Genomic DNA, 14922 nt, shown 5'->3' with positions numbered 1-14922 from the left:
CCACGTGCCCTCGCCACCGCCGTCGGCCGGCACCCTGCCGCGTTCCCTCGTCACCGTCCCGTCGGCCGGCACCCTGCCGCGTTCCCTCGTCACCGTCCCGTCGGCCGGCACCCTGCCGCGTTCCCTCGTCACCGGCCCGTCGGCCGGCACCCGGCGGCGTAGGCTGGGTCGCGCACTTCTTCCCACACCCGGAGCACCTTTTTCGTGAGTGAGCAGCCCCGCCGGCCCCGCACGTCCGGCAAGCCCTACCGCCGGCCCAAGAAGGACCCTGTCCGCATCCTCGCCTTCGAGGCGCTCAGGGCCGTGGACGAGCGCGACGCCTACGCCAACCTCGTACTGCCGCCCCTGCTGCGCAAGGCCCGTGAGCAGGACGACTTCGACGCCCGGGACGCGGCGCTGGCCACGGAGCTGGTGTACGGGACGCTGCGGCGGCAGGGGACCTACGACGCGGTGCTGTCGGCCTGTGTGGACCGGCCGCTCGGCGAGGTCGACCCGCCGGTGCTGGACGTGCTGAGCCTCGGGGCGCACCAGTTGCTCGGCACGCGCATCCCGACCCACGCGGCCGTCTCGGCCACCGTCGAACTCGCGCGGGTCGTCCTGGGCGACGGGCGGGCGAAGTTCGTCAACGCGGTGCTGCGCAAGGTCGCGCAGGACGACCTGGACGGCTGGCTGGAGCGGGTCGCGCCCCCGTACGACGACGACCCCGAGGACCACCTCGCCGTGGTGCACTCGCACCCGCGGTGGGTCGTGTCCGCGCTGTGGGACTCGCTGGGCGGCGGGCGCGCCGGCATCGAGGAGCTGCTGCGCGCCGACAACGAGCGGCCCGAGGTGACTCTCGTGGCCCGGCCCGGGCGCTCCGCTGCCGAGGAACTGCTGGGCGAGGACGCCGCCGTGCCGGGGCGCTGGTCGCCGTACGCCGTGCGGCTGAGCGAGGGCGGGGAGCCGGGTGCCGTCGCCGCCGTACGCGACGGGCGCGCGGGCGTGCAGGACGAAGGCAGCCAGCTCGTCGCGATCGCCCTGGCGAACGCGACGCTGGAAGGGGCCGACCGGCGATGGCTGGACGGGTGCGCCGGGCCGGGCGGCAAGGCCGCGCTGCTGGGTGCCCTGGCCGCGCAGCGGGGCGCGCTGCTCGTCGCCTCCGAGAAGCAGACCCACCGGGCCGGGCTGGTGGCGCGTGCCCTGGACGGCAATCCCGGGCCGTACCAGGTGATCGCCGCGGACGGGACCCGTCCCGCGTGGCGGCCCGGCAGTTTCGACCGGGTGCTGGTCGACGTGCCCTGCACCGGTCTGGGCGCCCTGCGCCGCCGTCCCGAGGCGCGCTGGCGGCGCCGCCCGGAGGACCTGGACGGGTTCGCGCCGCTCCAGCGCGGGTTGCTGCGCACCGCCCTGGAGTCGGTGCGCGTGGGCGGTGTCGTCGGCTACGCGACGTGCTCGCCGCATCTCGCCGAGACCCGGGCCGTGGTCGCCGACGTGCTCAAGCAGTTCCCGCAGACCGACCTGATCGACGCGCGGCCGCTGCTGCCGGGCGTCCCGGACCTGGGGGAGGGGCCCGACGTGCAGCTGTGGCCGCACCTGCACGGGACCGACGCGATGTACCTGGCGCTCGTCCGCCGGACCGGCTGACCCCGGCCGGCGGACGTCCGCCCCGGCCCGGCTCAGTCACCCGGGCCGCCGACCGGCCGCCCGCCCGCGCCCGTCACTCGCCCGGCCGGCCGGTCGCCGCCCCGGCGGGTGCCCGGGGCGCTCTCGCCCCGCCGTCCTCGCGGGCCAGTCGGTGCGGCCACCACACCTTCGGGCCGACGTCCAGGAACAGGGCCGTCACCAGCACCGAGCGCACGATGAACGTGTCGATGAGGACGCCCAGCGCGACCGCGAAACCGATCTCGGCGAAGGCGACGATCGGCAGGGTGCCGAGCGCGGCGAACGTCCCGGCCAGGACCAGCCCGGCGGAGGTGATGACCGCGCCGGTGGCGGCCAGACCCGTGACCACGCCCGCTCTGGTGCCCTGGTGGGTCGCCTCCTCGCGGACCCGGGTGGTCAGGAAGATGTTGTAGTCGATGCCCAGGGCGACCAGGAACACGAACACGAACAGCGGGAAGTCGGTCGGCTCGCCCGCGTAGTCGAAGACGTACCGGAACGCGAGCGCGCTGATGCCGAGGGCCGCCGTGAACGACAGGATCACCGTGCCGATCAGCAGCAGCGGGGCGATCAGCGCCCGCAGCAGGACGCAGAGGATCAGCAGGACGACCAGCAGCACCAGCGGGATGATCAGCAGGTTGTCGCGCGTGGTCGCCTTGTCCATGTCGAGCAGGGCCGCCGTACCGCCGCCCACCTTGGCGTCGGCCTCCGGTACCGCGTGCACGGCGTCGCGGACCCGCTCGACCGTCTGTTTCGCGGCCTCGCTGTCCGCCGGGGCCGTCATCGTCGCCTCGAACAGGACCCGGCCCTCGAATCCCGGGCTGGTCCCCGGCGGCAGCCCGAGCGACTGCGGCACCACACCCGGGGTCTGCGCGACGGTCCGGCCCACTTCGACGGCCTGCTCCCGGTTGCTGATCACGACCAGCGGGTCGCCGCTGCCCGCCGGGAAGTAGCGGGCCGAGACCTGCTGGCCGGTGATGGAGTCCGGCTCGCCGGTGAAGGAGTCCGCGTTGGCGATGCCCTCGGCCCGCAGCTGGATCAGCCCCAGGGAGCAGACCGCCAGCGCCAGCGCCGTGGCGGCCCAGATCGTGCGCGGGCGGCGGGCGATCCGCCGGCCGGTGCGCGCCCAGACGCCCCGCTCGGTCGGCTCGGCCGAGCCCAGGTGCGGGATCACCGGCCAGAAGATCCAGCGGCCGCAGACGACCAGCAGGGCCGGGAACAGGCTCATCATCGCCAGCAGGGCGACGGCGACACCGATCGCGGCGACGGGCCCCAGGCCGCTGGTGGAGTTCATCTCGGCGGTCAGCAGCACCAGCATGCTCAGCACCACGGTCGCGCCGGAGGCCAGCACGGCCGGGCCCGCCCGGTGCAGGGCCAGCGCCATCGCCTCGTGCCGGTCCTCGTGCCGGCGCAGCTCCTCCCGGTAGCGGGCCACCAGCAGCAGCGCGTAGTCCGTGCCCGCGCCGAAGACCAGCACGGTGAGGATGCCGGCGCTCTGGCCGTTGACCGTCAGGCCCGCGTGCTCGGCCAGGACGTAGATCAGCGCCTGCGCGGCGAACAGGGCGCACACCACCGAGACCAGGGGCACCAGCAGCAGGGTGATGCTGCGGTAGGTGATGAGCAGCATGACGATGACGACGGCCATCGCCGCGAACAGCAGCGTCGAGTCGATGCCCTCGAAGGCCTCCGCCGAGTCGGCGGCGGTACCGCCCGGACCGGTGACGTGCACGGCCAGGCCGCCGCCGCTCTCGCCGACGTCGTCGCGGATGGACTCCACCGCGGGGGAGATCCGCTCCCAGCCCTTCTCGTCCATGGTGATCGGCACGAACACCTGCGCGGCCCGGGGGTCGGTGCGCCGGTCGAACACCGGTCCCCGCGTCTCCGCGCCCCGGATGCCGTGGTCGCTCAGTTCCTTGAGCTCGCGCACGTCCTCGGCGATCCGCACCCGGTCCTGGGCGGTCAGCCCGGCCTCCCGCGCGTAGATCACCACCGCCGGGATCTGCTCCGGCCGGAAGTTCTCCGACTCCTGCAGCACCTGCGTGGACTCGGCGGACCCGGGCAGCCAGGACGCCGCGTCGTTGTCCTGGGCGTCGGTCAGCTTCATGGCGAAGGGCGCGGCGACGAAGAGCACCACCAGCCACAGCACCACCACCAGCCACTTGGCCCGCCGCCCGCAGACGAGATGCGCGACGCCCTTGTTCATGGCGACCCCTTCGCTTCCGGCACCCGGCCCGGACCGCCGGCGGCCGCGCGAGCGGCCCACGACGGCTCCCGGCCGACGTACCACCGTTCCCGCCGGGGACCGATGCCCACAACCCCTGCGGGGCATGGCAGTCTTAGGACATGGCCGTGCAGATCAACCCCAGCATCCTGTCCGCCGACTTCGCCCGCCTCGCGGACGAGGCGAAGGCCGTGCAGGGAGCCGACTGGCTCCACGTCGACGTCATGGACAACCATTTCGTCCCGAACCTCACGCTCGGGGTGCCGGTCGTAGAGTCGCTCGCCCGTGCGACGGACACTCCGCTGGACTGCCATCTGATGATCGAGGCCCCCGATCGGTGGGCGCCCCAGTACGTGGAGGCGGGGGCCGGGTCGGTCACCTTCCATGTCGAGGCCGCCGCCGCGCCGGTCCGGCTCGCCCGGGAGATCCGCGCCAAGGGCGCCCGCGCCTCGATGGCGCTGAAGCCCGCGACTCCCGTCGAGCCGTACGAGGACCTGCTCCCCGAGCTCGACATGCTGCTGATCATGACGGTCGAACCGGGCTTCGGGGGACAGGCGTTCCTCGACATCATGCTTCCGAAGATCCGCCGGACGCGCGAGTTGATCAGCAAGCACGGACTGGAGCTCTGGCTCCAGGTCGACGGCGGAGTCTCCGCTTCCACGATCGAGCGCTGCGCGGAGGCCGGAGCCGACGTCTTCGTGGCCGGATCGGCGGTCTACGGGGCGAACGACCCGGCAGAAGCGGTACGTGCACTACGCACCCAGGCCGAGGCGGCGACCGCCGAGGCGACCTGGGCGTGCGGCCACTGAGCCACAGCAAAGTGAACGGCTCTCATCAGGGCTGATCATCCGCGCCGGATCTGCAAGGATGAACGGCGAATCCAGAGTGTGAACAGCAGTGAGGAGATCGCCGTGTCGGGTATGTCGGCGGGCCGGTCAGCCATGCGGATGGGACCCGCTGAGCTGGTGCAGGCGGCGGCCATGGCCCGCCGCTTCTACCTCGAGGGGAAGTCCAAGATCCAGATCGCGGAGGAGTTCGGCGTCAGCCGCTTCAAGGTGGCCCGGGTCCTGGAGACCGCCCTCGAACGTGACCTCGTGCGCATCGAGATCCGGGTGCCCGCGGAACTGGACGCCGACCGCTCGGACGCGCTCCGCGCCCGGTACGGCCTCAGGCACGCCGTCGTGGTCGAGTCGCCGGCCGAGGCCGAGGAGACGCCCGACCCGGAGAACCTGGGAGAGGTGGCCGCCGACCTGCTCGGCGAACTGGTCGACGAGGGGGCCGTGCTGGGGCTGGCCTGGGGCCGCTCCACCATCCACATGGCGGCGGCGCTCGACCGGCTGCCGCCGTGCACGGTGGTGCAGCTGACCGGCGTGTACGACGCCGGGACCGCCGAACGCGGCTCGGTCGAGGCGGTACGACGGGCCGCCCAGGTGTCCGGCGGCGACGCCCACCCCATCTACGCCCCGATGCTGCTGCCCGACGCGGCCACCGCCTCGGCCCTGCGCAACCAGACGGGCATCGCCCGGGCCTTCGAGCACTTCGACAAGGTCACCGTCGCCTGCGTCTCCATCGGGTCCTGGGAACCGGGCATCTCCACGGTGCACGACATGCTCAGCGACGAGGAGCGCGCCCACTACGCCTCGCTCGGTGTCGCCGCCGAGATGTCCGCGCACCTCTTCGACGCCGAGGGCCGCCGGGTCGGGCGGGACCTGGGCGAGCGGTGCATCACCGTCAAGGCCGACCAGCTGCGGCGCATCCCGGAGGTCGTCGCGATCGCGGGCGGGCAGCGCAAGGGACCGGCGATCGACGCCGTCCTGCGCTCCGGGCTCGTCACCAGCCTGGTGACGGACACCTCGGCCGCCGACTACCTGCTGACCGCGGGACCGGCCCCCAAACCCGCGCTCAACCGGGCCGACCCGGACGGGGCCTGACGCATGGCTGGCCAGGCGCACGCGCCGCACGACCCGGCGGGCCGGATCGTCCTCGTCCTCGACCTCGACGGGGTCACGGACAAGGCCGGCCTGATGGACCGCTGCGCCCGCGACCTGGCGCTGCCCGACTGGTTCGGCCGCAACTGGGACGCGCTCGCCGACTGCCTGTCCGACCCCGCCCTGTGGCCCGAAGGGGCCGTGGAGCGGGGTCTGCTGGTCGTCGTGCGCGGCTGGCGCGCCTACGCCGAGGCGCGTCCCGAGGAGTGGCAGGTCGCCGAGGAGATCTTCGCCGAGGCGACCGACCGGGGGCCCGGCCTGTTCGTCACCCTCGGCCTTGGAGCATCCTCCCAACGAGGCCCTGACCAGCCTGGATGATCCGCCCGGGGTCGAGCGCGCCGATGTCATGGGACAATGAAGTACGTGCTCTTTCCCCCTGGCCGGCCGGTCCGGGGGTCACCTCTGATCGACTGGGATGTGCAGCACGTGCGTTTCCTCAATGACATCCAGCCCGGGTACGACCTGACGTACGACGACGTCTTCATGGTGCCGAGCCGCTCCTCGGTGGGCTCGCGGCAGGCCGTCGACCTCAGCTCCCCGGACGGCACGGGCACCACCATCCCGCTCGTCGTCGCCAACATGACCGCCATCGCCGGGCGCCGCATGGCCGAGACCGTGGCCCGCCGCGGGGGCCTGGTGGTGATCCCGCAGGACATCCCGATCGACGTGGTCACCGACGTCGTCTCCTGGGTCAAGAGCCGCCACCTGGTGCTGGACACCCCGATCATCCTGTCCCCGCACCAGACCGTCGCCGACGCGCTGGGCCTGCTGCCCAAGCGGGCGCACGACGCCGGTGTCGTCGTCGACGAGGACCACAGGCCCGTCGGCGTGGTCACCGACGCGGACCTCTCCGGCGTGGACCGCTTCACGCAGCTGTCCGAGGTCATGTCCCGCGACCTGCTGCTGATCGACGCCGACAAGGACCCGGGCGAGGCCTTCGGCGTCCTCGACCACGCCAACCGCCGCTACGCCCCCGCCGTCAACCCCGACGGCACGCTCGCCGGCATCCTGACCCGCAAGGGCGCCCTGCGCGCCACGCTCTACACCCCGGCCACCGACGGCCGCGGCCGGCTGCGCGTCGCGGCCGCCGTCGGCATCAACGGCGACGTCGCGGGCAAGGCGAAGCAGCTGCTCGACGCGGGTGTCGACACCCTCGTCATCGACACCGCGCACGGCCACCAGGAGTCGATGATCAGCGCCCTGAAGCTGGTGCGCGACCTCGACCCGCAGGTGCCGATCGCCGCGGGCAACGTGGTGGCCGCCGCGGGCGTGCGCGACCTGATCGAGGCCGGCGCGGACATCGTCAAGGTCGGTGTCGGACCCGGCGCCATGTGCACCACGCGCATGATGACCGGCGTCGGCCGGCCGCAGTTCTCCGCCGTCCTGGAGTGCGCCGCCGAAGCCAGGAAGTACGGCAAGCACGTCTGGGCCGACGGCGGTGTCCGCCACCCCCGCGACGTGGCCATGGCCCTCGCCGCCGGCGCGTCCAACGTCATGATCGGCTCCTGGTTCGCCGGCACCTACGAGTCCCCGGGCGACCTCCAGCACGACGCCCAGGGCCGTGCCTACAAGGAGTCCTTCGGCATGGCCTCCGCCCGTGCCGTGCGCAACCGCACCTCCGAGGAGTCGGCGTACGACCGGGCCCGCAAGGCGCTGTTCGAGGAGGGCATCTCCACCTCCCGGATGTTCCTCGACCCGGCCCGCCCCGGCGTGGAGGACCTGATCGACTCGATCATCGCCGGCGTCCGCTCCTCCTGCACCTACGCCGGTGCCGGCTCCCTGGAGGAGTTCGCCGAGAAGGCCATCGTCGGCGTCCAGAGCGCCGCCGGCTACGCCGAGGGCAAGCCGCTGCACGCCAGCTGGAGCTGACGGCCGCCACCGTCGTCGACGGCCCCCTCCGACCCGCCCCGCGGGACGGAGGGGGCCGTCGCGCATGCCGGGCCCGCCCGCACGGCGACCCCGCAGGACCCTCGCGACGAGGGCCGGTGCAACAGTCGACAGCCCTCCTGCAACGAACGCCCACCAAGCCCCCGTCAACGCAATGATCTTGCGGGTATGCGCAAGGTTGCTGCATTTCGGCAGCAACGCCGATCCTCATAGGCTGTCGCCTCGTACGTGGCGTGGCGGGGACTCCGCTCGGTGGGTCCCTGCTCAAGGGTGCCCGTGATCCCCGCCGCCCTGACCGGCAGCGAAAAGGAGCCAGCGCGTGCTCGACCAAGGCGCACCCCCGCACAACCCAGGCCAGACAGCCGCCCCCGCGTCCCCCGGCATCGGCGCGCGCCTCATGCGGCGCAAGCCGGTGGAACGCCTGGTCGCGGAGGGTGGGCAGGGCGAGGGAGGGTCCCTGCGCCGCTCCCTGGGGCTGTGGCAGCTCACCATGATCAGCATCGGCGCCACCCTCGGCACCGGCATCTTCGTCGTCCTCGGCGAGGCGGTCCCCAAGGCGGGACCGGCCGTCACGCTCTCCTTCGTCATCGCCGGTCTGACCGCCCTGTTCTCGGCCCTGTCCTACGCCGAACTCGCGGGCAGCATCCCCGTCTCCGGCTCCTCCTACTCGTATGCATACGCAACGATGGGTGAGCTGATCGCCTGGGTCTGCGGCTGGTGCCTGCTGCTGGAGTACGGCGTGTCCGTCGCCGCCGTGGCCGTCGGCTGGGGCGAGTACCTCAACGAACTGCTCGACGGGACCATAGGCGTCACCATCCCGGCGGCCCTGTCCGCGCCGCCCGGTGACGGCGGCGTGTTCAACCTGCCCGCCCTGATCGTCGTCCTGCTCGCCATGGCGTTCCTGCTGGGCGGCGCCCGCGAGTCCGCCCGCGCCAACACGATCATGGTCATCGTCAAGATCGGCGCGCTCGTGCTGTTCTGCGTGATCGGCGTCCAGGGCTTCCGCTCCGGCAACTACGAGAACTTCATGCCGCTCGGCATGGCCGGGGTCAGCGCGGCCGGCGCCACGCTGTTCTTCTCCTACATCGGCTTCGACGCCGCCTCCACCGCCGGCGAGGAGGCCAAGAACGCCCAGCGCGACCTGCCCCGCGCGATCATGCTGTCGCTCGTCGTCGTCACGGCGCTGTACGTGATGGTCGCGGCCGTCGCCGTCGGCGCCAAGCCCTGGAAGGGCTTCACCGACTCCGAGGCCGCCCTCGCGCAGATCATGCGCGAGGTCACCGGGCAGAGCTTCTGGGGCACCCTGCTCGCCTTCTGCGCCGTCATCGCCATCGCCAGCGTCGTGCTGACCGTGCTCTACGGCCAGACCCGCATCCTGTTCGCCATGTCCCGCGACGGGCTGGTGCCCAAGGTGTTCGCCCGGGTCCACCCCAAGACCGGCTCCCCGCGCGCCAACACCCTGATCGTGTCGCTGTTCTGCGGTGTCCTGGCCGCCGCGGTCCCGCTCGGTCAGCTGGCCGACGCCACCAGCATCGGCACCCTGTTCGCGTTCGCCCTGGTCAACGTCGCCGTGGTGGTGCTGCGCCGGACCAAGCCGGACCTGACCCGCACCTTCCGGGTGCCGCTCTCGCCCGTGCTGCCCGCGCTCGGCTTCGCCTTCTGCGTCTGGATGATGGGCAGCCTGTCCACCGTGACGTGGGTGGTCTTCGGTGTCTGGATGGCGGCCGGGCTCGTGTTCTACTTCCTGTACGGCTATCGTCGTTCCCGACTCGCACCATCCGAGAAGTGATCGACCCACAGTGCTGAACGATCTCGACGAACGCATCGTGCACGCCCTCGCCGAGGACGCCCGCCGCTCCTACGCCGACATCGGCTCGCTCGTCGGCCTGTCCGCGCCCGCCGTGAAGCGGCGCGTGGACCGGCTGCGGGCGACCGGAGCCATCACCGGCTTCACCGTACGGGTGGACCCGGGCGCCCTCGGCTGGGAGACCGAGGGGTTCGTCGAGATCTACTGCCGCGGCAACACCTCCCCGGAGACCATCCAGCGCGGCCTGGAGCGCTACCAGGAGGTCGTGGCCGCCTCGACCGTCACCGGGGACGCGGACGCGATCGCCCAGGTCTTCGCCTCCGACATGCGCCACTTCGAACGGGTCCTGGAGCGCATCGCCGGCGAGCCCTTCGTCGAGCGGACCAAGTCCGTGCTCGTCCTGTCGCCGCTGCTGCGGCGCTTCTCGTCCGGGTCGCCGACCTGACCTCCTGGCCATCGGCGGGCCGACCGGCCTAGCATCGGTGTCATGACCTGGCGACATTGATCCAGCAGCCGTGCCTCCCGGGGACCGCCCCGGACGCCGTATCCCCGGCGTCCGATCGGTCCTGACGGGAAGGCCCCATGACACTCTCATCCGCGCGCGTGCCCGCACCCGGCGTCCGCCGCCTGACGCGCACGCTGTACGGCTACGCGTTCCTCGACGACTTCGTCCTGCTCTACCCGCTGTACGCGCTGCTGTTCGCCGACACCGGCCTGCCGCTGTGGCAGATCTCCTCCCTGTTCGCCCTGTGGTCCCTCACCTCGGTGGTGCTGGAGGTGCCCTCCGGCGCCTGGGCCGACGCCGTGTCGCGCCGCAGGCTGCTGTGGATCGGCCCGCTGCTCACCGCCGCCGGCTTCGCGCTGTGGGTGACCGTCCCCTCGTACGCGGCGTTCGCCGCCGGCTTCGTCCTGTGGGGTGCCGGCGGTGCCCTCGGGTCCGGCGCCCTGGAGGCGCTGGTCTACGACGAACTGGACCACCGGGGAGCCGCCGCCTCCTACGCGCGGGTCATGGGCCGGGCCCGGGCCGCCCGGCTGCTCGGCACGGTGGCCTCCATCGGCCTGGCGGCGCCCGTGTTCGAGCGGGGCGGCTACGCGGCCGCCGGCGCCGCCGGCGTCCTGGCCTGTGTGCTGGCCGCCGGCACGGCGACCCGGTTCCCGGAGCACCGGGCCCGGCCCGAGGGCGGGGGCGACGGCTGGGCGGCGACCCTGCGGACCGGGCTCGCCGAGGTCCGAGGGAACCGCGCGGTGCGCGGCGCCCTGCTGCTCGTCCCGGCCGTGGCCGCGGTGTGGGGTGCGCTCGACGAGTACACCCCGCTGCTGGTCAGGGACACCGGTGTCGCCGACGCCACCGTCCCCTGGTTGATCATGCTGATCTGGGCGGCCGTCACCGCCGGCAGTCTGCTGACCGGCCCGGCCGAGCGCCTCGGCATGGGCGGGCTCGCCGCCCTGCTGGCGGGCGGTGCCCTCGCGCTGGCGGTGGGCGCCGCGGCCCGGTCGCTCGCCGGTATCGCCCTGGTCGCTCTCGCCTTCGCGGCGTTCCAGCTGGCGGAGGTGCTCGCCGACGTCCGGCTCCAGCACCGGATCGACGAGTCCTGCCGGGCCACGGTCACCTCCGTCGCGGGGCTGGGCACCGAACTGGTCACGGTCGCCACGTTCGGCGTGTACGCCCTGCTGGGCACGGAACTGGCGCACGGCACCGTCTTCGCGGTCCTGGCGCTTCCCTACCTGGTGACGTCCCTGGCGCTGCTCAGAGGCCGGCCTGCCACGGCACGGCCCTGACGTCGTCATCCGGCCCCTGCTTCCGGGCCGTGCCCGCCGGGCACGGCGGGGGAGAGGGGTCGGAGCGGCGGCCCCGGGACGGCCCGGGCTCGTCCGCGACGGCGCGCAACGAATCGCCGTCCGGCCCGGGACGCACGCAACGAACCGCTCGCCGGCGCGCAACGGCTCCTTCTTGTCCCCCCAGGTCAGCGGCCCGTACCGTCTACGTGGCCCCTTCAACGACCCGGTGGGCCCGTCGACCACCCTTCCGCCCGGTGAGGATCCCGCATGCGTACCGCCCTGCTCCAGAGCTCCGGCCGCCCCGGCTCGACCGTCGAGAACCTCAAGGTCCTCGACGAGGCCGCGGGCCGGGCCGCCGCCGCGGGCGCCGGGCTACTCGTCACGGCGGAGATGTTCCTGACCGGCTACGCGATCGGTGACGACATCGGCAGGCTCGCCGAACCCGCCGACGGCGAGTGCGCGGACGCGATCGCCGAGATCGCCACCGACCACGGCCTGGCCATCGCCTACGGCTACCCCGAGCGGGCCGGCGACACGGTGTTCAACTCCGCCCAGCTCATCTCCGCCGACGGCACCCGGCTCGCGAACTACCGCAAGACCCACCTCTTCGGCTGCTTCGAACGCGACCACTTCACGCCCGGCGAGCAGCCGGTCGTCCAGACCGAGATCGACGGCGTACGCGTCGGCATCCTGATCTGCTACGACGTCGAGTTCCCGGAGAACGTCCGCGCCCACGCCCTGGCCGGCACCGACCTGCTGATCGTCCCGACCGCGCAGATGCACCCGTTCCAGTTCGTCGCCGAGTCGATGATCCCGGTGCGGGCCTTCGAGAACCAGATGTACGTCGCGTACGTCAACCGGGTCGGCCGGGAGGGCGAGTTCGAGTTCGTGGGCCTGTCCACGCTGGCGGGCCCCGACGGGATCGCCCGCACCCGGGCCGGACGGGGTGAGGACCTCGTCCTGGCCGACGTCGACCCCGCCTTCGTGGCCGCCTCGCGCGAGGCCAACCCCTACCTGAACGACCGGCGGCCCGGCCTGTACCGGCCGCTCGTCTGACACCTCCCCCTGAACCGCCCGTTCGTACCCGTACAAGGAGTCCGTACCCCATGACGTCCACCGTGCCCAACGCCGTCGAGCACGCAGACGCGCAGCAGCCGCCGATCACCATGTTCGGCCCGGACTTCCCCTACGCCTACGACGACTTCCTCGCCCACCCGGCCGGTCTCGGGCAGATACCCGCGACCGAGCACGGCACCGAGGTCGCGGTCATCGGCGGCGGGCTCTCCGGCATCGTCGCCGCGTACGAGCTGATGAAGATGGGCCTCAAGCCGGTCGTGTACGAGGCCGACCAGATCGGCGGACGGCTGCGCACCGTCGGCTTCGAGGGGTGCGACGAGTCGCTCACCGCCGAGATGGGCGCCATGCGCTTCCCGCCGTCCTCGACGGCCCTCCAGCACTACATCGACCTCGTGGGCCTCCAGACGCGGCCGTTCCCCAACCCCCTGGCCGAGACCACCCCGTCGACCGTCGTCGACCTCAAGGGCGAGTCGCACTACGCCGAGACGATCGAGGACCTGCCGCAGGTCTACCGGGACGTCGCCGAGGCCTGGGCCCGGTGCCTGGAGGAGGGCGCCGACTTCTCCGACATGAACCGCGCCCTGCGCGAGCGGGACGTGCCGCGCATCCGCGAGATCTGGTCCAAGCTCGTCGAGAAGCTCGACAACCAGACCTTCTACGGCTTCCTGTGCGACTCCGAGGCCTTCAAGTCCTTCCGGCACCGGGAGATCTTCGGCCAGGTCGGCTTCGGCACCGGCGGCTGGGACACCGACTTCCCCAACTCCATCCTGGAGATCCTGCGCGTCGTCTACACCGAGGCCGACGACCACCACCGCGGCATCGTCGGCGGCTCGCAGCAGCTGCCGCTGCGCCTGTGGGAGCGCGAGCCGCAGAAGATCGTGCACTGGCCGCTCGGCACCTCGCTCGCGACCCTGCACGAGGGCGGCGAGCCGCGCCCGGCCGTCACCCGGCTGCACCGCACGGCCGGCAACCGGATCACGGTGACGGACGCCCGCGGCGACATCCGCACCTACCAGGCGGCGATCTTCACCGCCCAGTCCTGGATGCTGCTGTCGAAGATCCAGTGCGACGACACGCTCTTCCCGATCGACCACTGGACCGCCATCGAGCGCACCCACTACATGGAGAGCTCCAAGCTGTTCGTGCCGGTGGACCGCCCCTTCTGGCTGGACAAGGACGAGGAGACCGGCCGGGACGTCATGTCGATGACGCTCACCGACCGCATGACCCGCGGCACCTACCTGCTGGACGACGGCCCCGACAAGCCCGCCGTCATCTGCCTGTCGTACACCTGGTGCGACGACAGCCTGAAGTGGCTGCCGCTGTCCGCGAACGAGCGGATGGAGGTCATGCTGAAGTCGCTCGGCGAGATCTATCCCAAGGTCGACATCCGCAAGCACATCATCGGCAACCCGGTGACGGTCTCCTGGGAGAACGAGCCCTACTTCATGGGCGCGTTTAAGGCCAACCTGCCCGGCCACTACCGCTACCAGCGGCGCCTGTTCACGCACTTCATGCAGGACCGGCTGCCCGAGGACAAGCGCGGCATCTTCCTCGCCGGCGACGACATCTCCTGGACGGCCGGCTGGGCCGAGGGCGCGATCCAGACCGCCCTCAACGCCGTCTGGGGCGTCATGCACCACCTCGGCGGCGCGACCGACCCGACCAACCCGGGCCCGGGCGACCTGTACGACGAGATCGCGCCGGTGGAACTGCCCGAGGACTAGCCCCACCTCGCCGGCCGGCTCAGGGGCGTGAGCAGCATGCGCCCCGCGAAGCCCACCGCCGTGTCCAGGCGGGCGGTGAACTCCTCGGCCACGTCGGGGAGTTCACGAAGGGCCCACAGCGTGCGGGCCGCCGTCCAGGTGGCGTCCCGCGCGCGCTCCAGGCTCCACGAGCCGAGCAGGTGCGTCAGCGGGTCGGCGATCTGGAGGAGGTCGGGGCCCGGCATCAGGTCCTCGCGGATCCTCTCCTCCAGCGAGACGAGGAGATCGCCGACCGCGTCGAACTCGTCCTCCAGCTCGGCCGGGGCGCAGCCGAGCGCGCGGCAGGCGTCCACGACGGCCAGCGCGAGGTCGTGGCCGATGTGCGCGTTGATGCCCGCCAGCGCGAACTGCAGCGGCCGCACCCCGGGATGGCGGCGGAACTGCAACAGCGGCCGCCAGCAGGCCGGCGGACGCCGCTCGTCCGGGGCCGCCTCCACGGCGTCGAGATACCGCCGCGCGAACCGCACGTCCAGCGTGATCGCCGCGCACGGGTCGGCGAACCGCCCGGTGTCGACGTACCGGTCCACCTCCCGCGTCACGGCGAGGTAGACGCGGTTGAAGACCGCCACGCCGTCGCGCGGAGGCAGGGCCGCGTCGAGGGCGCGCATCCGGTCGACGACCTCGTCGACCGGTGTGTCCACGGCTGGGGGGAGTGGTTCGCATCGCGGCATGCGGGCAGAGTCCCAGTTCCGGACCCGCGGCAGTACCGGCGGGCCCGGAGCTTCCCCACAACGGGCGAACGCGGTCGTGCCGCCCGCG

General features: G+C 72.7%; 12 protein-coding genes. 10 read left to right on the top strand and 2 right to left on the bottom strand.

The genetic code is table 11. From position 1 onward, the window contains the following. The first annotated feature begins 204 nt into the window (after nucleotides 1–204). On the top strand, nucleotides 205–1623 hold the full coding sequence (locus ACFYWG_RS29890) for an RsmB/NOP family class I SAM-dependent RNA methyltransferase (RefSeq protein WP_389204227.1): 1419 nt from the start codon (nucleotides 205–207) through the stop codon (nucleotides 1621–1623). A 73-nt stretch (nucleotides 1624–1696) separates the two neighbouring features. On the opposite strand, the gene ACFYWG_RS29885 is transcribed toward ACFYWG_RS29890, so the two are convergent. Further along, nucleotides 1697–3841 (bottom strand): MMPL family transporter, encoded by a 2145-nt coding sequence (locus ACFYWG_RS29885; protein ID WP_389204225.1) that lies wholly within the window; start codon nucleotides 3839–3841, stop codon nucleotides 1697–1699. 140 nt (nucleotides 3842–3981) lie between these two features. Here ACFYWG_RS29885 and rpe point away from each other — a divergent pair, with 140 nt between their 5' ends. The 9 genes from rpe to ACFYWG_RS29840 all read left to right on the top strand — a co-directional run bounded on the left by rpe (nucleotide 3982) and on the right by ACFYWG_RS29840 (nucleotide 14124). Continuing rightward, nucleotides 3982–4668, top strand: coding sequence for a ribulose-phosphate 3-epimerase (gene rpe, locus ACFYWG_RS29880; RefSeq protein WP_376331570.1), 687 nt, complete (start codon nucleotides 3982–3984; stop codon nucleotides 4666–4668). Nucleotides 4669–4746: 78 nt separating this feature from the next. Further along, nucleotides 4747–5790: a sugar-binding transcriptional regulator gene (locus tag ACFYWG_RS29875; protein ID WP_376331568.1), complete on the top strand. Its 1044-nt coding sequence runs from the start codon at nucleotides 4747–4749 to the stop codon at nucleotides 5788–5790. Between the two features lie 3 nt (nucleotides 5791–5793). After that, nucleotides 5794–6165: a barstar family protein gene (locus ACFYWG_RS29870; RefSeq protein ID WP_383508274.1), complete on the top strand. Its 372-nt coding sequence runs from the start codon at nucleotides 5794–5796 to the stop codon at nucleotides 6163–6165. Between the two features lie 108 nt (nucleotides 6166–6273). Continuing rightward, the gene (locus ACFYWG_RS29865; RefSeq protein WP_389204224.1) at nucleotides 6274–7716 is read left to right on the top strand and encodes a GuaB1 family IMP dehydrogenase-related protein; all 1443 of its coding nucleotides are present in this window, start codon (nucleotides 6274–6276) and stop codon (nucleotides 7714–7716) included. Nucleotides 7717–8053: 337 nt separating this feature from the next. Next, a complete protein-coding gene (locus ACFYWG_RS29860; protein ID WP_376331563.1) occupies nucleotides 8054–9523 on the top strand; it encodes an amino acid permease in 1470 nt (489 codons plus the stop codon). 10 nt (nucleotides 9524–9533) lie between these two features. Next, nucleotides 9534–9986: an Lrp/AsnC family transcriptional regulator gene (locus ACFYWG_RS29855; protein WP_104778814.1), complete on the top strand. Its 453-nt coding sequence runs from the start codon at nucleotides 9534–9536 to the stop codon at nucleotides 9984–9986. 137 nt (nucleotides 9987–10123) lie between these two features. Then, nucleotides 10124–11320, top strand: a complete 1197-nt coding sequence (locus ACFYWG_RS29850; protein WP_389204223.1) for an MFS transporter — start codon at nucleotides 10124–10126, stop codon at nucleotides 11318–11320. Between the two features lie 267 nt (nucleotides 11321–11587). Beyond that, entirely contained in the window at nucleotides 11588–12376 is a 789-nt protein-coding gene (locus ACFYWG_RS29845) for a carbon-nitrogen hydrolase family protein (protein ID WP_376331560.1), read from the top strand. Between the two features lie 50 nt (nucleotides 12377–12426). After that, on the top strand, nucleotides 12427–14124 hold the full coding sequence (locus ACFYWG_RS29840; RefSeq protein WP_389204222.1) for a flavin monoamine oxidase family protein: 1698 nt from the start codon (nucleotides 12427–12429) through the stop codon (nucleotides 14122–14124). Here ACFYWG_RS29840 and ACFYWG_RS29835 read toward each other — a convergent pair. After that, nucleotides 14121–14834 (bottom strand): DUF5995 family protein, encoded by a 714-nt coding sequence (locus ACFYWG_RS29835; RefSeq protein WP_383509990.1) that lies wholly within the window; start codon nucleotides 14832–14834, stop codon nucleotides 14121–14123. The genes ACFYWG_RS29840 and ACFYWG_RS29835 overlap by 4 nt on opposite strands. Between the last annotated feature and the right edge of the window lie 88 nt (nucleotides 14835–14922).

This window comes from Streptomyces sp. NPDC003456 (assembly GCF_042878735.1).
Classification (GTDB): domain Bacteria; phylum Actinomycetota; class Actinomycetes; order Streptomycetales; family Streptomycetaceae; genus Streptomyces.
This window is presented reverse-complemented; position numbering and strand designations above follow the sequence as displayed.

What these genes read in the sequence shown, in the direction of transcription:
- ACFYWG_RS29885 (WP_389204225.1), bottom strand. Translation starts at nt 3,841, where the DNA reads ATGAACAAGGGCGTCGCGCATCTCGTCTGCGGGCGGCGGGCCAAGTGG.
- rpe (WP_376331570.1), top strand. Translation starts at nt 3,982, where the DNA reads ATGGCCGTGCAGATCAACCCCAGCATCCTGTCCGCCGACTTCGCCCGC.
- ACFYWG_RS29870 (WP_383508274.1), top strand. Translation starts at nt 5,794, where the DNA reads ATGGCTGGCCAGGCGCACGCGCCGCACGACCCGGCGGGCCGGATCGTC.
- ACFYWG_RS29850 (WP_389204223.1), top strand. Translation starts at nt 10,124, where the DNA reads ATGACACTCTCATCCGCGCGCGTGCCCGCACCCGGCGTCCGCCGCCTG.
- ACFYWG_RS29845 (WP_376331560.1), top strand. Translation starts at nt 11,588, where the DNA reads ATGCGTACCGCCCTGCTCCAGAGCTCCGGCCGCCCCGGCTCGACCGTC.
- ACFYWG_RS29840 (WP_389204222.1), top strand. Translation starts at nt 12,427, where the DNA reads ATGACGTCCACCGTGCCCAACGCCGTCGAGCACGCAGACGCGCAGCAG.
- ACFYWG_RS29835 (WP_383509990.1), bottom strand. Translation starts at nt 14,834, where the DNA reads ATGCCGCGATGCGAACCACTCCCCCCAGCCGTGGACACACCGGTCGAC.